At 68.1% G+C, this 17,360-nt stretch carries 16 protein-coding genes; 10 read left to right on the top strand and 6 right to left on the bottom strand.

Going from position 1 to position 17,360, the window contains the following annotated elements; genetic code table 11:
- Positions 1–188: 188 nt before the first annotated feature.
- Together MC45_RS18000 and MC45_RS17995 are read right to left on the bottom strand one after the other, a co-directional pair.
- A complete protein-coding gene (locus MC45_RS18000; RefSeq protein ID WP_041394094.1) occupies positions 189–368 on the bottom strand; it encodes a hypothetical protein in 180 nt (59 codons plus the stop codon).
- Positions 369–498: 130 nt separating this feature from the next.
- Positions 499–792, bottom strand: coding sequence for a hypothetical protein (locus tag MC45_RS17995; RefSeq protein WP_041394093.1), 294 nt, complete (start codon positions 790–792; stop codon positions 499–501).
- Positions 793–1,508: 716 nt separating this feature from the next.
- On the opposite strand from MC45_RS17995, the gene MC45_RS17990 reads away from it, so the two are divergent.
- Together MC45_RS17990 and MC45_RS17985 are read left to right on the top strand one after the other, a co-directional pair.
- On the top strand, positions 1,509–2,324 hold the full coding sequence (locus MC45_RS17990) for a hypothetical protein (RefSeq protein ID WP_041394092.1): 816 nt from the start codon (positions 1,509–1,511) through the stop codon (positions 2,322–2,324).
- 183 nt (positions 2,325–2,507) lie between these two features.
- Positions 2,508–4,649, top strand: coding sequence for a TonB-dependent siderophore receptor (locus MC45_RS17985; RefSeq protein WP_245640931.1), 2,142 nt, complete (start codon positions 2,508–2,510; stop codon positions 4,647–4,649).
- 68 nt (positions 4,650–4,717) lie between these two features.
- Here the strand turns inward: MC45_RS17985 and MC45_RS19625 are convergent, their stop codons facing one another.
- Positions 4,718–6,568, bottom strand: coding sequence for a hypothetical protein (locus tag MC45_RS19625; protein ID WP_041394088.1), 1,851 nt, complete (start codon positions 6,566–6,568; stop codon positions 4,718–4,720).
- A 174-nt stretch (positions 6,569–6,742) separates the two neighbouring features.
- Here MC45_RS19625 and MC45_RS17975 point away from each other — a divergent pair, with 174 nt between their 5' ends.
- Together MC45_RS17975 and MC45_RS17970 are read left to right on the top strand one after the other, a co-directional pair.
- Positions 6,743–7,519 (top strand): metallophosphoesterase family protein, encoded by a 777-nt coding sequence (locus tag MC45_RS17975; protein WP_041394087.1) that lies wholly within the window; start codon positions 6,743–6,745, stop codon positions 7,517–7,519.
- A 151-nt stretch (positions 7,520–7,670) separates the two neighbouring features.
- Positions 7,671–7,946: a hypothetical protein gene (locus MC45_RS17970; protein ID WP_081974586.1), complete on the top strand. Its 276-nt coding sequence runs from the start codon at positions 7,671–7,673 to the stop codon at positions 7,944–7,946.
- Positions 7,947–8,102: 156 nt separating this feature from the next.
- Here MC45_RS17970 and MC45_RS17965 read toward each other — a convergent pair whose 3' ends face one another.
- Both MC45_RS17965 and MC45_RS18695 read right to left on the bottom strand, forming a co-directional pair.
- Entirely contained in the window at positions 8,103–8,372 is a 270-nt protein-coding gene (locus MC45_RS17965; RefSeq protein ID WP_041394085.1) for a hypothetical protein, read from the bottom strand.
- A gap of 71 nt (positions 8,373–8,443) precedes the next feature.
- Positions 8,444–9,046, bottom strand: a complete 603-nt coding sequence (locus MC45_RS18695) for a transglutaminase-like cysteine peptidase (protein WP_052075863.1) — start codon at positions 9,044–9,046, stop codon at positions 8,444–8,446.
- Positions 9,047–9,240: 194 nt separating this feature from the next.
- Between MC45_RS18695 and MC45_RS17955 the strand changes: the two genes are divergently transcribed.
- From MC45_RS17955 to MC45_RS17935, 5 genes are all read left to right on the top strand, one after another.
- The gene (locus tag MC45_RS17955; RefSeq protein ID WP_245640930.1) at positions 9,241–9,864 is read left to right on the top strand and encodes a polysaccharide biosynthesis/export family protein; all 624 of its coding nucleotides are present in this window, start codon (positions 9,241–9,243) and stop codon (positions 9,862–9,864) included.
- 166 nt (positions 9,865–10,030) lie between these two features.
- Entirely contained in the window at positions 10,031–10,465 is a 435-nt protein-coding gene (locus MC45_RS17950) for a hypothetical protein (protein ID WP_156143938.1), read from the top strand.
- A 27-nt stretch (positions 10,466–10,492) separates the two neighbouring features.
- Positions 10,493–11,791, top strand: a complete 1,299-nt coding sequence (locus MC45_RS17945; protein WP_169742577.1) for an outer membrane beta-barrel protein — start codon at positions 10,493–10,495, stop codon at positions 11,789–11,791.
- A gap of 33 nt (positions 11,792–11,824) precedes the next feature.
- Positions 11,825–13,969 (top strand): GumC family protein, encoded by a 2,145-nt coding sequence (locus MC45_RS17940; RefSeq protein ID WP_041394080.1) that lies wholly within the window; start codon positions 11,825–11,827, stop codon positions 13,967–13,969.
- A 6-nt stretch (positions 13,970–13,975) separates the two neighbouring features.
- Positions 13,976–14,599 (top strand): hypothetical protein, encoded by a 624-nt coding sequence (locus MC45_RS17935; RefSeq protein ID WP_156143937.1) that lies wholly within the window; start codon positions 13,976–13,978, stop codon positions 14,597–14,599.
- Positions 14,600–14,743: 144 nt separating this feature from the next.
- Here MC45_RS17935 and MC45_RS17930 read toward each other — a convergent pair whose 3' ends face one another.
- The gene (locus tag MC45_RS17930; RefSeq protein ID WP_041394078.1) at positions 14,744–16,105 is read right to left on the bottom strand and encodes an O-antigen ligase family protein; all 1,362 of its coding nucleotides are present in this window, start codon (positions 16,103–16,105) and stop codon (positions 14,744–14,746) included.
- Positions 16,106–16,297: 192 nt separating this feature from the next.
- Between MC45_RS17930 and MC45_RS17925 the strand changes: the two genes are divergently transcribed.
- On the top strand, positions 16,298–17,341 hold the full coding sequence (locus tag MC45_RS17925) for a cell wall hydrolase (RefSeq protein WP_245640929.1): 1,044 nt from the start codon (positions 16,298–16,300) through the stop codon (positions 17,339–17,341).
- The last annotated feature ends 19 nt before the right edge of the window (positions 17,342–17,360 follow it).

Genomic DNA, 17,360 nt, shown 5'->3' with positions numbered 1-17,360 from the left:
AATGCCGTCGAGACGAGTCCTAAGGTTCCTTAAGATGGTGCAATTACGGGGCCAAGATCTTGTAGCAACACGATAAATGGCCTTAAGGAACCTTAAGGTGGCTTGATCGACAGACGAGATCTGCAAGCCGGCCGGGAAGCTCTTCCGCGATAGGCGGATCATCTCCTGACAGCCGTCACTGGGTCGGCTCACCCGGCGGAGCGGTCGCCGTCATCGCAATTGGCGCGTTGCCGTTCGTCCAGCGTCGCGAAGATCGCCGCCTGGTCGAGGTGCGCGCGCCGGCGCGCCGTGGTCGGCGAACGGGCGGCCAGATCCAGTTCGGTTTGCGCCAGTTGCGCATAGTCGATCGGCGCGGACGGGTCGGACAATCACGGGCTCCTTCGCGGTCGCAGCATGCGAGTGGCAAGCTACGAACAAACTTGCCGAATGATGCAGCCGCAGCCGCCCTGCGGGATGAAACGGTGCGGACGCCGGCCCAAAGGACCGGCGTCCACCCGGTCAGAAGCGCAGGCGGACGCCCGTCGCGATGCTCTCGCGATGGTCGTCGCGGCCGGTCTGCGCCTCGACGGTCGAGAACAGCTCGATCCCGTCGTTGAGGCGATAGCCGACGCCCGCCGAGACGGTGCCGACCAGCGGCGCGCGCTGCGCCCCGAAGGCGCCGAGGACCAGCGGCGCACCGGCATAGCCGCCGAACGCCTCGGGCTTGCGGCCCTGCAGCTGCGCGCGCAGGCCGAAACCGACATAGGGGCGGAAGGCGGCGTCCGACGTGCCGGCCGAATCATCAACTATCAAGACCCAGCCGCCATCGTGGCGGGCAGCCGTCTCACAGCCGCAATAGACCGTACCCGAACCACGAAAACGCTCCCGTTGCATCCGTCTTCGAAAAAAAACACGCCCCGGTACGGACGTTCACCCCGCGCCCGGACACCCCCCGCCATCGCCCCACTTTCACCGTCCCGGCGGCCATCGCAGCGGTCGCGCATCGCCCCGTTTTGAGACGCGATAGACCCGTGATGGCTGGTAAAACCCGTGTGTTTGGATAAGGATAGCCCAAGCAAGGTGAGGCGTTTGCGTGCTGAGATTTCTCTGCCGGCACGGCATCCACCGATGGCAGCACAAGCCTGCCACGGCGAGGGTCGGGACGACGATTTCGAGATGTTGTCGCTGCAATGCGGTGCGGGTGACCCATGCCAAAAAAACAAAAGATCCGTCTACCCCTTGAACCTCTTTCCCAAATTGGTACGTTAACCTCCTAAGGCGAAAACGCTGGGAGAGGTTCTGATGCGTATTTTCAATTACCCCGAAGCCGAGCGTCACCCCTTTGGGGCGCATGGCATCCTGATCGCGCTGCCGATCGCGGCTGCGCTCTGGGCGGGCATCATCGCGACCGTATTCTGATCTGACGCCGCGGCGTGGCCGGGCAGGCCATGCCGCGGTCCGGCGTGCCGTCGGGCGCGCCGGCGCCGGCCGTGTTTCCGCGGTTCCGGATTCCATCCTATGATGGATCCATGAAGATAGGCAGCGCCTCGCCGGCGGTTTCCGCCGATCCGCAGCAGTTCGGCATCGCGCCGATCGCGCCGGTCCAAGACGTGTCGGCGAGCGACGGCACGGTGGATGCCGGCGCCCCCGATCCCAACCGCATCGATCCGCAACAGCCCCATCCCGTGCATCGCCCGGATGCGCACAAGGTGTCCGGCGCAAGCGAGACGCTGGAAACGCTGCGCGCGGTGAAGCGCGACGCGGAGATCGCGCGCGCGCATGCCAGCCAGAAGCTGCAGGACCTCAAGGCGCAGCTGCATCTGGTCGAGATGATGCACACCGGCGATCCCGCCCGGCACGGACAGGCGGTGGCGCAGATCGCGCGCGAACTGGCCGCCTCGGTGCAGGCGTTCATCAGCGTCGGCGGCACGCCGATCGATCTCAGCGCGATCGACATCGATCCGGTCAAGGACACCGCCCCGCCGAAGGCGGTCAGCCCAACCGATCCGGCGGTGCTGGTCGCGGCGGCCGCGGTCGCCGCCACCCGTGGCGACGTGCAGCATGCCGCCGTGATCCAGGCCGCGACCGCGCAGCGCGACACCGAGGCCGCCGACCTGACCAGCGCCGTCACCAGGGTGAGCGATGTGACCAGCGTCGCGGTCACCGTCGGCGAGGATCCCGACGCCGCCTTCGCCCGCGATGCGCGCGCGCTCGCCCGCGATCTCAAGGCGAGCGTGCGGCGCCGCCACGAGCAGGACGGGGAAGACGGCGATGCGGCGGCCGACGACGTCAATCGCGCACTCGCCTCGCCATCGAACACCACGGCCGCGCCCGCCGCCATCTGATCGCAGGAACGCCGCCCGCACCCTCCCTGACTGGGGCTGGGCAAGCGGCGGAGCGCCGTCGCAGGCAGCGCTCGCTGCATCCATCCACCGAAGACTGGAGCGAAAGCCCTTCTTCTCAGGACCTTATCATTAAGCTGGCTTAACGCCTTTGACTCGCATTATCATGCAACCTATGGCGCCCGGATGTTTCGGGGGCGTAACAGCATGTATCGGGTCTGCGCGTATCTTCTTTCCACCTCGGCGCTTGCCGCATGGCCGGCGACGGTCGACGCGCAAAGCAGCCAGTCCGCGACCGAGGCGGGGGAGACCGCCGCGGGGCAGGACGACCGGCACGACATCATCGTCACCGGCGTGCACGACGAAGAAGGGCAGGCGAAAATCGTCAGCAACGGCGCGCTCGGCGCCAAGCCGTTGCTCGACACGCCGTTTTCGCTGTCCGTCGTCGATGCCGAGGATATCCTGCGCCGTCAGGTGACCAATATCGGCCAGCTCTTCGCCGACGATCCCTCGGTCTCGTCGTCGGCACCGGCGGCCTCGACGAATTGGTGGGGAACGCAGATCCGCGGCATCGGCGTGCGCAATTATTACGTCGATGACGTGCCGATGGCGCTGCACTGGGGCGGCGACTTCGCGCTCGAGCCGATCCAGAGCGTCACCGCGCTCAAGGGGCTGACCGGTTTCATGTACGGCTTCGGGTCGCCGGGCGGGGTGATCAGCTATCGTACCAAGCGGCCGACGCCGGCGCCGCTGCTCACCACCGAAATCGGGTATCGCACCGCCGGCATCGGCTATGCGCGGCTCGATGCCGGCGGGCCGCTGACCCGCGACGGTGCGTTCGGCTATCGTCTCAACCTCGCCGGCGAGAAGGGCGATGCCTATAATCGCGCCGGGGTGAACCGGCTGGTCGGTGCGCTGGCGCTCGACTATCGCCTCGCCGCCGATCTGCACTGGTATGCGACCGCGAGCTACGAGGACAGCACGCTGCGCCACGAGCCGTTCGGCGTCTATTGGTCTCGATATAGCGATACGGCCTTGCCGCGCGTCTCGTACGATTATGACAAACTGAACATCGCCAACAGCTTCTACGCGACGCGGACGCTGGCGACCGCAACCGGGCTGGATTGGGCTTTCGCGCCCGACTGGTCGGTGCGGCTGACCTATGGCTACACCAGCAAGCTGCACCATGCGAACAAGATGTTCGTCGACCTGCTCGACCGGACCGGCGACTACCGCGGCTTCGCCTACAATTTCGGCTCGCTGGGCCGCAGCCACTTCGGGCAGGCATTGGTGCAGGGCGAGATTGCGACCGGGCCGGTGCGGCACGAGATCGTCGTCGGCACGTCGCTGCAGGTGAACCTCAGCGATTTCGGCCCCGCCGACTCGCATTGGGGCAATGACTTCAACGGCAATCTCTATCGCAACCAGCCGTTCCGCGTGACGCGCGCGATCGCCTTCGGCACCGACGGCTGGCCGTCGCGGGAGCAGCAGCGGGCGCTGTTCGCCAGCGATACGCTGCACTTCGGCGATCACGTCCAGGCGATGGCCGGTGCGCGCTACAATCTTTATCGTCTGTCCGACACCGACGACGATCCCACGAAGGATTCGAGCTACCGCGCCACTGCGCTGACGCCGACCGTCGCGCTGCTCTACAAGCCGGTCGCCTATGCCACGCTCTACGCCAGTTATGCCGAGGCGCTGGAGCCGGGCAGCCGGGTCGACGGCATCTACGTCAACGCCGGCGAGGTGCTGAAGCCGACGATCAGCCGTCAATATGAGGTCGGCGGCAAATATGAGCATGACGGGCTCAGCCTGACCACCGCGACCTTCCGCATCGAACGGGTCGAGCCGATCGAGGGGGTTGGCCATCGCCTGGTGCAGGACGGGCTGACGCTCTACAAGGGCGTCGAGGCGACCGCACGCTATCGGCTGACCCCGGCGCTGCGGCTGGGGGCGGGCGCGATCCATCTCGACCCCAGCCTCCGCACCGTCGCGTCGGACAATGCCGACATCCTCGGCCATGTCCCAGCGGGCGCGAGCCGATGGCAGGTGACCGGCAACGCCGATTACCGGCCGCCCGCGCTGCCGGGGTTCAGCCTGTTCGGCAACGTCCGCTATATCGGCCCGGCACCGACCGACGACGACAACCGGCTCGCCATCCCCGGCTATACCGTCGCCAATGCCGGCTTCCAGTATCAGACCCGGCTCGGCGACCAGCCGGTCACCGTCACCGGCAACGTCAACAATCTGACCAACGCGCATTACTGGACGCAGACCAACGTCGGCGAGGCGATCAACGGCGCGCTGTCGCTGCGTCTCGCCTGGTAACGGACGAACGGGCCGCCGGCGGGGTGCCGGCGACCCGTTCCTCGGGACGTTGGCGCGATGCGCCGCGATCAGGACGCGCGGTACATCTTGATCCGGTAGTTGGTCGTGTCGGTGCCGGCGGCATTCTTGTTCGGCCCGACGACGAAGGTGATGACGTCGCCCTGCTTGAGGCTGATCCCCTTGAGGCTCATATCGTAATGGCCGTTGAAGATCGTCGCCAGCACGGTCTGCGAATTGACCACGACCTGCACGTCGATGCCGTCCGCCGACTTGGCGTTGACGTCCCACACCCCGCTGATGTCGAACTTGCCGTCATAGGGCGAGGTGTAGCGCAGGATCGCCTTATAGGCGTCGGGCGACCCGCCGGTGTTATAGTCGACCGGGCTCACCGTATTGGCGTTGATGTTGAACGGGCGCAGCCAGTCGATGCCGATATAGGGCATCCAGTCCGAACTCGCGACCTCGCCCCCGCCCTGCGTATAGGCCAAAGTATAGGCCTGTGACCGGACGCCATAGGCGAAATAGGTCCATGGCCCCTCGAATTTGGTCGAGCCGTCGAGCGAATTGGTGAAGTCGAACTGGTCGTAGCTGTCGGCGACGAGCTGGCTCGAGCCGAGCACGACGGTGTCGCCATAGACCAACGGACTGTCGCTGACGATGATCGTCGGTGACTTGGCGTCGATCGTCGTCGGCTGGGCGATCTCGATGCCCTGCGAATTGTAGAATTTCGCGCTGGCCTTGACCGTCAGGCTGCGCGGATCGCCCCAGACGACCATCGCATTCTGGCCGAACTGATAGGCGTAGACGAAGGGATCGGTGGCGATCCGCCGGCCTGCGCCCTTCGCGAGGACCTGCGTCGCCATGACCTTATAGCCCTGCCCCGGCGGCAGCACCGCGCCCGAGAAGGAGGCGAGCGCGACATTCTTGTACCAGATGTTGTTGGGGCCGCCCTGCTGGCGCAGCGCGTACCAGTCGGCCTCCGCGACGCCCGCGGTCGCCATCACCGCGACGCTCTTGACCAGATAGTCGGCGGTGTCGACGACGCTGTCGAGCTCCTTGGCGAATTCGGTGACGTGGATCGGCTTGGCATTGGCGCCCATTGCCGACTTGAGGACGGTGAGCTGCTTGTCGAGCTGTTCGGCGTCGGTCGTATAGGGATGGACGACGATGCCATCCATATAGTTGAGCCCGCCCATCGCGAACAGCGGCTTGAAATAGCCGACCGGGATGGCGAGCGCCGCACCGCCGAGCACCTTGACGTCGGCATGCGTCGCCTTGACCGCGGTATAGACCGCCTTCAGCGTCTCGTAATAATATTTCTGGCGCGCCGGATAGCCGTCGTTGAGCACCGGACCGGTGACGAAGTTGAAGGCGTTGTATTCGTTGCCGACCTCGATCGTCTTGACCTTGGGGAAATGGTCGAGCGTCGCGACGATCATCTTGGCGTAAGCGGCGCGACCGGCGTCGGTATAGGGCGTCAGGCCGCCGTCGTAGAGCGGATTGGTATTGTCGAACAGCAAGGTGACCGGGAAGCCGCCGTCGCTGACGTTGTTGATCCAGCTCACCTTGGCCGAATTGAACTCATAGACGCCGGGCGACTTCTCGATCTCGGTCCAGGCGACGCCGTCGCGCACGACCGCCGTGCCGAGCGACTTTGCGGTCTGCAGGATCGAGAAGTCCCAGGTCTGCTGGCCGAAGGCGGTGGCGGCGCCGAGGATCATCGCGCTCGGCGTGGTCGCGACCGGGGTCGGCGTGGGGGTCGCGGTCGGGGTCGCAGTGGGCGTCGGCGTTGCCGTGGGGGTCGCGGCGGGAACGACGACGACGGCGCCGGACGAACCGGCCGCGCTTTCGCCGGCAGCACCTCCGCCGCCTCCTCCGCAGCCACCGAGCAGCAGCGCGCCGCACGTCGCAAGAGTCATTCGGAAGTTCAGCATGACGATCCAACTTGAGATTATTCTCAAGTTCTTAGCGGCACCGAGTTAAATATCGGTTGCCGCTCGGCGGATATGATGGTTGGAGCCGCTCGCCGTTTCACCCCGTCCCGCCCGATCCCGCTCCCCGTTGGTCCGCCCGCGGCATGTCTGGTTGTCCCAATGGTATTCCGAAGCCGCCGCCCCGCGACCGAACCGTGCCTGCCGCCGGGCCGGCGCGTCTATGCGATCGGCGACATCCACGGCGAGGCGGATCTGCTGATCCGCCTGCTCGAGGCGATCCGGGTCGACTCCCACGCCCGCCCGCCGGCTGCGGTGACGTTGGTGTTCCTCGGCGACTTCATCGATCGCGGCAAGGATTCGGCGACGTTGCTCAAGGTCTTCTCGCTTGCCGGCGACGAAGGCGTGAAGGTGCTGAAGGGCAATCACGAGGCGGCGCTGGTCGACGTCTATCGCGGCGACGAGGAGGCGCTTGCCTTCTGGCTGCAATTCGGCGGCCGCCCGACACTGGAGGGGCTGGGCGTGCCGGTCGGCGGGCGGCCGTTCGACAGCGCCCGCACGCTGGCGCTGCTGCGTAGCGCGCTCGACGGCGCGATCGTCGACTGGCTCGACCGGCTGCCGCATTCGTGGAGCCTGGGCGATTATTTCTTCACCCACGCCGGCATCCGTCCGCGGGTGCGGCTGACCCGGCAGGACCCGGACGACCTGCTGTGGATCCGCGAACCCTTCCTGTCGAGCAAGCGCCGCCACGAGAAAGTGGTCGTCCACGGCCATACCGTCGAGCCCGGCGTACCGCGGCTCGGCGGCAATCGCATCGGCATCGACACCGGCGCGCACGAAACCGGCTGCCTCACCGCGCTCGGCCTGGAAGACGACGCGCAATGGCTCGTCCAGGCGCGTGACGGCCGCCCGCGCATCGTCAGTCCGCCGCTTGGCTAGCGGCCGCGGAGCCGGGCGATGTCGCGCCCCCGCCCCGCCCCGGTTACACCGCAGTGCAAAAGAATCCGTAGCTTGGATGGTAGAGGCTCGCGTCCTGACGCGTTCGGTCGGGCGGCGATGTTCGCCGACAATCGCAACCGGGAGTATCTCTATGCTTAAATCCGTCATGCTGGGCGCCTCGACGCTCGCCCTCGTCGCCAGCCCGATCGCCGCCAGCGCCGCGCCGACCGTCGCCGCGCCGACCAATGCCGCAAGCGCGCTGTCGCTGTCGTCCGCGCATCGTGCCGGCGCGCCCGCAGGCAAGTCGAGCAAGCTCGCCGGTGCCGGCATCGGTCCGATCGCCGCAGCGGTGATCGTCGCCGGTATCGCGATCGGCGCCGCGGTGCTGATCAGCGACAAGGAAGACAATGATTCCGACAGCAACTAAGCTGTGACGTCCGGCCCCGTCCGTCGTTTACGGCGGGCGGGGTCAGGCTGTTGCCGGCCGTGCCGCAACGAAAAAGGGCGCCCGGTTGACCGGACGCCCCCCAGTCCGGAGCTGTGCTTGGGAACAGCCCGGCCTGACCCGGAACTTCGCCGGCCGTCAGATACCGTTCGACAGATTGGTGTCGGGGTCGTTCGTGCGCATGTCGTCGGCCTGGTTCTGGCCAGTCGCCCGTACCGCGTCCGCCTTGTTCTCGAGGCTGGCTTCGGCTGCGCTGGTGCTCGCATTGTCCGCGGCGTCTTCCAGATTGTCGGCAACCGCTTCGCTGTTCGCCTCGATATTGTCGGCAACCTGCTCGCGCGGGCTGGAATTGCAGGCCGACAGGCTGGCCAGACCGGCCGCCATGGCGAGAACCACCATCTTCTTCATCGAAATTACCCCTGTTATCGAACGGCTTGAAAGCCGAAGGGGGTCAATCGCCGAGCAATGGGTAAGTTCCGTCAGGAGCTGCGTTGGATGCCGAACCAGCGCGCCGGGTCCTGCCCCGACTGCGCGCCGATCCAGCTATAGGGCACGTCGCGCCACATCCGGATACCCGCGGCGCGGCTGTCGAGCACCAGATCGCCCGAGCCGGTGCGCGCGACCAGCACGACATGGAGGCCGATGCGCCGCGCATAGCCGACCGCGAGGAACAGATTGTCGGGCGGGAAGCCGGCCTTGATCAGCTCCAGCCGCTTCTCCAGCGCGATATCCTCGCAATCGCCGACCGCGCGGCGGCCGCGACCCGACGGCGTCCACACCTCCGCACGGCCGTAGGCGCGTAGATCGCTCTCCTGGCGGACATGACGGTTGACGGTGCGATTGACCTGGTCGAGCAGGCGCAGGTCGTCGGTGATCTCGGTCTCGCCCGTCCAGGGCTGGTTGCTGCACAGATCGGGGCGCGTCTCGCACATCACCGCAAAGCCGCGCGGCGGGGTGATCGGCTGGGCGAGCGCAATGAACAGGTCGGGCCGGCTCGCGCTCGCCGGGGTGGCGGACAGCACGGCCAGCGCCGCAGCAAGGAGGGCCGCGATACGGCCGGTCGAGGAGGGCGCGGTGATCATCTCGTCATGCAATGTACCGCGGGAAGGTTAAGGAAAATTCCTGTGCCGTCCCAGAAAAGGGCGCGTTGCGGGGCGTGTCCGACAGGTGACAATAATCGCGACCTGCGCTAGCCTTAACCGATTGAGACCGCGGCTGCGGCGGTCGTTCGGAAGATAGAGTGGCAAATGGGGAAGTCCGGCGAATGAAAATCCTGATGACCCTGATCGCGGCGATCGGCCTGGCGGGTTGCGGCCCTGCCCTCGCCTCCGGCCAGACCGCGCCGACCACCGCCAGCGCGCCGGCGCGCCCTGCCGCCACCGCCGCGGGCGGCGTCACCGCTTCGGCACAGGCCGGTCCGGCGGGCGTCACCGCGTCGACCGACGATTACCGGCTCGGCGTCGCCGACAAGATCCGCATCCTGATCTTCGACGAACCGTCGCTGTCGGGGGAATTCCTGGTCAACGCCAACGGCAAGCTGTCGCTGCCGCTGATCGGCGACGTCGATGCCGCCGGCGTCACCACCACCGCGCTCGCCGCGACCATCCAGCGCAAGCTCGCCGACGGCTATCTGCGCGAGCCGCGGGTCAGCATCGACGTGCTGACCTTCCGGCCCTATTATATCCTCGGCGAGGTCAACAAGCCGGGCGAATATCCCTATTCCTCGGGGCTCACCGTGCTCAACGCGGTCGCCACGGCGGAGGGCTTCACCTATCGCGCCAGCAAGAAGTCGGTGGTGGTCAAGCACGCCGGCGAGGCGACCGAGGAGACGGTGCCGCTGTCGCCCGATCTGCGCGTCCGTCCCGGCGACACGATCCGCATTCGCGAGCGTCTGTTCTAGCAACCGGCCCGGCGACGGCCCCCTTTCCGTCGCCGGACATACGTCGAAACCGTGTGATTAGGGCCATTATTGTCCCGAAATCGGACGGAATGTTGACCGGGCCATGCCACGTGATTGCCGATTGCGGCGTTATGTGACACAGACTTGTCAACTAAGGGGTTCAGCTATGCGATTGGTTTTGTTCGGCATGGCGGCGACGCTGTCTTTCGTCGGTGCCAGTGGTGACGCGCAGATCCCGGTGACGCCGCTGTCGCCGATGGTGTCGCGCGACGATCCCAACGTCATCGCGCTCTATACCGAGATCATGCGGACGATCGCCGGCGTTCCCGCCCCGGCGGGCCGCGACCAGCTCGAAGCGCAGATCGCTTATACGGTCGATCAGAGCCAGGCCAATTGCCCGGTCGTCGTCGCCGCGCTGCACGAGGCGCTCGACGTGCCGCGCAGCCCCAAGCCGACCGTCGAGGCGCTGCGCGACGTGCTCACCAACGCCTCGCGCTGCGACCGCTACGGCACCGCCGCGGTCGGCGGCCCGGGCGCGACGCTTGCCCAGGGTCCCGCCGTCGGGATCGGCGGTGGCAGCTCCAATTACGCCTCGTTTTAATTGATGACTTTGATGACAGGTATTTCGATGCGGCTGCCCTTTGTTGCCCTGGCGGGCATGCTGACGATGCCATTCGCTGCCGGCGTGGCGCAGGCGCAGTCGACCGATTCCAATCTGGTCCTGCCAAACCTGCCGCTCGACTTCGATCGCGGCAAGAACACCAGCGTCCTCCAGCGCGAGCGCCCGGAATATCAGGCGCAGGGCGTGCGGGCGGGCTCGTTCCTGCTCTACCCGAAGCTGGAACTCGGTGCCGGTTTCAGCGACAACGCTTATCAGGTCGACAACAACAAGCAGAGCGACGTCTATGCGCTGATCGCGCCGTCGATCGCCGCGAACAGCAACTGGTCGACGAACGAACTGAACTTCAACGCCGGCGCGCGCCTGCGCCGCTTCGCCAGCGAGACGCCGCGGAACGAGACCAACTACAATATCGACGCCAGCGGCCGGCTCGACGCGACGCGCTCGCTGACCTTCAACACCTTGCTGCGCACCGCACGCTCGACCGAGCCGCGCTCGTCCGCCGCCTCGCCGCAGGATGCCGCCGAGGCGATCCAGTTCCAGCAGACCACCGCCAGCGTCGGCAGCGCCTTCGCCGGCGCGCGCATCCGCGGCCAGGTCGCGGTCAGCGTCGACCAGTTCAACTTCTCGGACGTCCGGTCCTTCTCGGGCGGGCTGATCAGCCAGCAGGGCCGCGACCAGGTGCTGCTGCGCACCACCGCGCGCGGCGAATATGCGGTGTCGCCCGACACCTCGCTGTTTGTGCAGGGCGGCTATACCGACACGACCTACAAATATCCGCTGACAACCGGCATCCCCAATCGCGATTCCAAGGAATTCAACGTGATCGGGGGCGCGAGCTTCGATCTGTCGGCGCTGATCCGCGGTGGCATCGGGGTGGGCTACGTCAACCGCCGCTACGATTCGCCGATCTACCGCGACATTTCGGGTATCGCGGCGGAAGCGAAGGTCGAATATTTCCCGACCCAGCTCACCACGGTGGGGCTCAACGTCCGCCGTACCGTGCAGGACAGCTATTTCGGCACCAGCAGCGGCTTCTTCGCGACCGCGGCCGCGCTGCGCGTCGATCACGAACTGCTTCGCAACCTGCTGCTCAACGCACAGGTCGGCTATGAGCAGGACGATTTCGTCAACCAGAACGGCCGGTCGAAGATCGTCCGCTACAGTGCCGGCGGCCGCTATCTGCTCAACCGCAATTTCGGTTTCGGCCTGCTGGTCGGACGCGACAACCGGTCCGCCCGCGGCAACGTCGGATTACAGGCTTTCGACGAAACCCGTGCGCTGTTATCAATCGTCCTGCAGCGCTAACGCTGTCGTCCCCCAAGGGAAAATAGCGACCGTATGAACAAGATGTCCACGCTGGCCGAGCAAGAGGAAGCAAGCCGCTTCGACCAGTCACGTCATGTCGGACGGCGCGCTGTCACCCTGAAGTCGGTCGGCGAAGCGATCCGTCGCCGCTGGATCATCGTGGTCGTCACCGCGCTGGTGGTGTTCGCGGCCGCGCTCGGCACGGCGCTGATGCTGACGCCGAAATACGACGCGTTCGCCAAGGTGCGCATCACCCCCAATGCCGCCTCGCCGCTCGACTTCGGCAACGGCACCGAACAGCCCGCCGACCAGACCGCGGTCAACACCGAGGTGCAGGTGATCGGCTCGCGCGCCACCGCGCGCAAGGTCGTCACCCAGCTCGGCCTCGATCGCGATCCGGAATTCACCGGCAAGGGCCCCGCCAACACCGCGATCGAACGCGCGACCAGCGGTGTGCTCGAGCACCTCAAGATCAACCGCGACGACAAGAGCTATCTCGTCCTCATCGGCATCCGCTCGATCGACGGTGCCAAGGCGGCGCGGATCGCCAACACCTATGCCAGCACCTATGTCGCCGGCACCGCCGACAATCTGATGGGCACTGCGGCGAAACAGTCGCAGTCGATCCAGAACCGGCTGCGCGAGCTCGGCGCCGAGGTCCAGACCGCCGACGCGCGCCTCGCCTCCTATCGCGCGCAGAGCGGCATCAGCCAGAGCGGCGAAGGCGGCACGATCACCGACCAGCAGATCGCGCCTTTGTCGATGCAGCTCGCCACCGCCGAATCCGAGGCCGCCGCGGCGCGCTCGGCGGTGTCGGTGGCGGAACGGCAGAATGCCACCGGCGGTACCGACGCGATCTCCGCGGTGCTGTCGTCGGGGGTCATCGCCGACCTGCGCCGCCAGCGCACCGAGGCGGAGAAGCGTCGCGCCGAGCTCAGCTCGCGCTACGGCCCGCGCTATCCGCTGTCGATCCAGGTCGCGCAGCAGATCGAATCGCTCGACGCGCAGATCCGCCAGGAGGCGCAGCGCGTCGTCGGCGGCCTGCGCAGCCAGGCGCTGTCCGCCGAGGCACGCGCCGCCAGCCTGCGCAATCGCCTCAACACGCTCCAGCGCGGCGTTGCCCGCGACGACCAGGCGTCGGTGATGGCCGGCAGCCTCGAGCGCGACGCCGAGGCCAAGCGTACCGCCTACACCCGCCTCGCGCAGGCAGCGCAGCAGTCGACGCAGGCGCAGCGCGTCTCGACGCCGCAGGCGAACATCATCGAGAATGCGACGATCCCGACCAAGCCGACCTTCCCGCAGGTCAAGGCGTTCGCCGCGGCCGGCCTGCTGATCGGCCTCGTCTTCGGTCTCGCCGGCGTGCTGCTGTTCGAGGGGCTGAGCTCGACGATCCGCAAGCCCGAGGACATCGAGACGATGCTCGGCCTGCCGTTCGTCGCCTCGGTGCCGCGTCTGCCGACGCCGTGGAAGCTGCGGTCGCGCCGCGTCGCCAATCCGGCGACGACGCTCGTCGCCAAGCCGATGACGGTCTATGCCGAGGCCTATCGCGCGATCCGCTCGTTCATCGTGTCGCGCAACCAGAGCCAGCCGACCCAGGTGATCGCGCTCGCCTCGACGTTGCCGGGCGAGGGCAAGACGACCAGCGCGCTGTCGCTGGCGCGGATCATGGCGCTGAGCGGCGACCGTGTGCTGCTGATCGACTGCGACGTGCGCCGTGCCGGCGTGCTCCGCGCGCTCAACCGCTCGGTCGACACCGGTCTTGCCGACGTGCTCGAAGGCCGTGCGTCGATGGCGCAGGCGGTGATCCCCGACGAGGTCGACGGACTCGACCTGCTGCTCGTCCAGGGCTCGCTGTTCACCCCGATCGACCTGTTCGGCGGGGGCCGGATGGAAGCGATGCTCGCCGAGGCGCGCGGCCGCTACGATTTCATCATCCTCGACACCCCGCCGCTGCTCGGCATCGCCGATGCCCGCACTTTGGTCGGTCTCGCCGATGCGGTGATGCTGGTCATCAAGTGGAACACGACGCCGATCGCCGCGGTCGACGCCGCGCTCGCCGGGCTCGAACAGAGCCAGGGCGAGGTGCTCGGCGCGGTGCTGACGATGGTCGATCACCGCTCGGAAGCGATGGGCGGCCTCTATTATTCGGCGCGCTACTCCTCCTACTACAACGAATAAGGGCGCGTGACCCGCTCCCGCCTGAGGCCGGCGTGGCTGGTGGCTGCGGGGGTGACGCTCGTCGTGTCGGGGATGGCGATCGGCAGCGAACGGCGCGTCGCCGCGGTCGCTGCGGCGCGCGACGCCGAACCGTCGGTCCGCGCCGCGCTGCTCGCCGAGGCGGCGGGCTGGCGGCCCGCCGACGTGCCGCCGCGCGCCGCGATCGGGCTTGCCGCTTTGTGGTTGCGGCAGGCCGGTGCCGCGGTGCCGCCCGGCTCGGATCGCGCCAGCCTCGCCCATGCCCGCGCGATGCTCGCGGTTGCCGATGCCGGCCGGCCGGACGCCGCGGCGACCTTGCTGCTCCATAGCCAGCTCGCGATCGCCCCCGGCGATCACCCGACCCCGGTGAGCCTGCGGGCCTTCATCGCCAGTTATGCCGCCGCGCCCTTCCTCACCGCCGAGGGCTTCTGGCGCGCGGCCTATGCGGCACGCTACTGGCGCGACCTGCCCGCCGCGACGCAGGAGGCGGCGGTCGCCGAGGCGGCGTGGCTCGCGGCGCTCGACGGCCGCTTCAACGACCGGCTGGTCGACATCATGGGCGGCTCGCCGATGTCGGTCCGCTTCGCGCTGCGGGTGCAGCCGAAGCCTTGAGGCGTGACGACGGGAGGCTGCCTGCTTACCCGCTTACCCGCCTCCCAGCCCGTTCGCCCTGAGCCTGTCGAAGGGCAGGTGGGTCCCAAGGTGCTTCGACAGGCTCAGCACCAACGGATGGATATTCGCACCAACGGATGGATGTCAGGTCGTCGAGGCCTTCGCGCGCCGCGGTCGCTTCCGCGCCGTCACGGGCCGTCGCGCCGCCACCGGCCGCCGCGTCGCGCCGCTCGCCAGCGCCGCGCCCCATACCGAGCCGAGCAGCACCGCGAACACTGCCGCCACCGCCGGTACGTTGAGCGCGATGTCGACCATCGCGCTGCCGGCGATCGCGAGCAATGCGCACAGCGGCGCGACCGACCACCAGTCGCGCCGCGCCCGCGCGATCTGGAAGGCGATCGCCGCCAGCGCGATCAGCAGCAGCGCCAGCCCCGGCCAGCCCGCCTCGATCGCGAGCTGTACCGGCGCATTGTGCGCGGCGCCGAAATTCCAGTAGAGCGGCGCCACCTCCGCGGTCAGCGTGCGCTGGTTGACCTCGTAGAAACTGCCGAGACCATGGCCCCACAGCGGGCTCTGGTTGGCCACGCCGGTGTAATGATCGATCACCGCCCAGCGCGATCCGGCATCTTCGGGCAGATAGGCCGAGCGGTCGGCGACCGGGGTGAACACCGCGACCAGCACCAGCAGCACGATCAGCGCCAGCGCCGCGGGGCCGAGCAGTCGGAGCGGCGGCCGGCCGTCCTGCCAGCGCCGCCAGCGCCGCACCAGCAGCAGGGCGCCGCCCAGCATCGCGAGCAGCACCGCGCTGCGGCTGCCGGTCAACGCGCACAGCACCAGCGCCACCGCGCTCCCGGCCAGCGCGGCGAGGCGCAGCTGCATCGCTTCCTCGTCGGGGGCGAGCGCCAGTCCGCCGGCGAGCAGGGCGAGCGCCGCGAAGGTGATGCCGGCGGCATTGGGATTGCCGATCGTGCCGCTGTAGCGCGACGCGCGCGCGCTGTCGTACAGCCAGTCGATCGCATCGACCGCCGCCCAGGCGAGATAGACCAGCCCGATCAGCGTCAGTACCCGTATGACGCCGCGCGCCGAGCCGGCACGATAGGCGAGCAGCGCGGCGACGAGGGTCAGCAGCGTCGTCGCCAGCGCCTTGGCGAGCGCGAGGCCGAACAGATCGGCGGCCGGATTGGCGGGCACGCCGAGCGCGCTGCCCAGCCCCTGCGGCAGCAATCCGGGCAGCGCCGCCCACGCCAGCGCCACGGCGAGCAGCGCGAGCGGCAGCCGCGCCAGCCGCCAGAAGCGCGACGCGGCCGGCGACAGCGCGATCACCGCGATCGCGAGCAAGGCATCGGCGAAGGCGGCGATCGCGCTGGCGAGGCCCTGGTTGGCGCCACCCGCAAGGATCTGCACGACGACCAGCCCGGCAAGCGCCGGCGCCGCCCAGCCGAGCGGACGCGGCGCCGATGTCGGTGGTGCAGGCGAGGCACGCTCGCGATCGGGCAATACGCTCATATCCTTCCCCTGTCCGACCGAGCCGTGGCCAACCGCCGGTTCGCGACGACCCTAGCCAATGCAATCGCCTCTGCCAGCTTGCAAATGTCCCGAAAACACACGATGCGGCGGGGATCGATCCGATCCCGCGCAGGACACCCGCCGAACGATCGGCATAAGGGTGCGGCCGCCCCGATTGCCCGAGGACCGCCCGTGTCGCTTTCCCATTCCCAACGATCGACGCTCTGGGGCCTGGCCGCGGTGCTGCTCGTCATCGGGCTGGTGACCGCGCTGCTGACGATGGACGACGACAGCACCTTCCTCGACGCCATTCCCTTCGGCCCGGCGCGCACCAAGGTCGAAGCCCCCGCGCCGCTGGCCGAGGACGAGCTGCCGCTCGACACCTTCGTACCGAGCGCGATCCTCAAACTGTCGCCGCAGGACGCGCTCGCCCGCAACCTCGCGCTGCCGCTCAGCCATGCCAGCAACCCGCTGGCGCCGCCCTTCGTCGCCGCCTGGCTCGGCGCCGATCTCGAACGCCAGACCGTCTGCCTCGCCAATGCGGTCTATTACGAGGCGAACGGCGAGCCGCTGAGCGGCCAGCGCGCGGTCGCGCAGGTCGTGCTCAACCGGCTGCGCCATCCGCGCTATCCCAAGACGATCTGCGAGGTGGTCAACCAGGGGGCCGACCGGCCGACGGGCTGCCAGTTCAGCTTCACCTGCGACGGTTCGCTCGCGCGGGCGCCCAATCCGGCGCGCTTCAAGGTCGCGATGGGCGTCGCCACCGCCGCGCTCGATGGCTGGACCTCGGCCGAGGCCGGACAGGCGACGCATTACCACACGCTCTACGTCTTCCCGAAATGGGCGCCCGAGCTGCTCAAGCTCGGCATCCTCGGCCACCATATCTTCTACCGCCTGCCCGGCCAGCCCCACGATTACACCGCCTTCCGCACCGCGGCCGCGGCGCTGCCCACCGACCCGGCGCTGCTCGCGCCGACGCTGCCCGATCCGACGCTGCCGGCGAGCGACGTCGATACGCGCGCGGTCGTCGGCGTGCCGCTCGCGCTGCCCGCTTATCCCGGCCCGACCGTCACCGACACCACGTCGGACAGCGGCGCGAACCCGGGCGGCGGCAGCGGCGCGACCGCCGGCCAGCCGGCCCCCGCCGCGACCCCGACCCCGGCCGCCAAAGCGACGCCGCGCAATTATTTTCCCGATCGCCGCGACACGCGTTCCCATCTGCCGCTGCCCCAGTAAGTTCGCGGCATGGCGCTGC

It is taken from the genome of Sphingomonas taxi (genome assembly GCF_000764535.1).
Lineage (GTDB): Bacteria > Pseudomonadota > Alphaproteobacteria > Sphingomonadales > Sphingomonadaceae > Sphingomonas > Sphingomonas taxi.
Note: the sequence above shows the minus strand (reverse complement) of the source record. Positions and strands in the feature narration are given on the sequence as shown.

Excerpts from the sequence above, each read along its gene's own strand:
- MC45_RS17990 (WP_041394092.1), top strand. The coding sequence starts at position 1,509 with ATGAAGATAGGCAGCGCCTCGCCGGCGGTTTCCGCCGATCCGCAGCAG.
- MC45_RS17985 (WP_245640931.1), top strand. The coding sequence starts at position 2,508 with ATGTTTCGGGGGCGTAACAGCATGTATCGGGTCTGCGCGTATCTTCTT.
- MC45_RS19625 (WP_041394088.1), bottom strand. The coding sequence starts at position 6,568 with ATGACTCTTGCGACGTGCGGCGCGCTGCTGCTCGGTGGCTGCGGAGGA.
- MC45_RS17975 (WP_041394087.1), top strand. The coding sequence starts at position 6,743 with ATGGTATTCCGAAGCCGCCGCCCCGCGACCGAACCGTGCCTGCCGCCG.
- MC45_RS17970 (WP_081974586.1), top strand. The coding sequence starts at position 7,671 with ATGCTTAAATCCGTCATGCTGGGCGCCTCGACGCTCGCCCTCGTCGCC.
- MC45_RS17965 (WP_041394085.1), bottom strand. The coding sequence starts at position 8,372 with ATGAAGAAGATGGTGGTTCTCGCCATGGCGGCCGGTCTGGCCAGCCTG.
- MC45_RS18695 (WP_052075863.1), bottom strand. The coding sequence starts at position 9,046 with ATGATCACCGCGCCCTCCTCGACCGGCCGTATCGCGGCCCTCCTTGCT.
- MC45_RS17955 (WP_245640930.1), top strand. The coding sequence starts at position 9,241 with ATGACCCTGATCGCGGCGATCGGCCTGGCGGGTTGCGGCCCTGCCCTC.
- MC45_RS17950 (WP_156143938.1), top strand. The coding sequence starts at position 10,031 with ATGCGATTGGTTTTGTTCGGCATGGCGGCGACGCTGTCTTTCGTCGGT.
- MC45_RS17945 (WP_169742577.1), top strand. The coding sequence starts at position 10,493 with ATGCGGCTGCCCTTTGTTGCCCTGGCGGGCATGCTGACGATGCCATTC.
- MC45_RS17940 (WP_041394080.1), top strand. The coding sequence starts at position 11,825 with ATGAACAAGATGTCCACGCTGGCCGAGCAAGAGGAAGCAAGCCGCTTC.
- MC45_RS17930 (WP_041394078.1), bottom strand. The coding sequence starts at position 16,105 with ATGAGCGTATTGCCCGATCGCGAGCGTGCCTCGCCTGCACCACCGACA.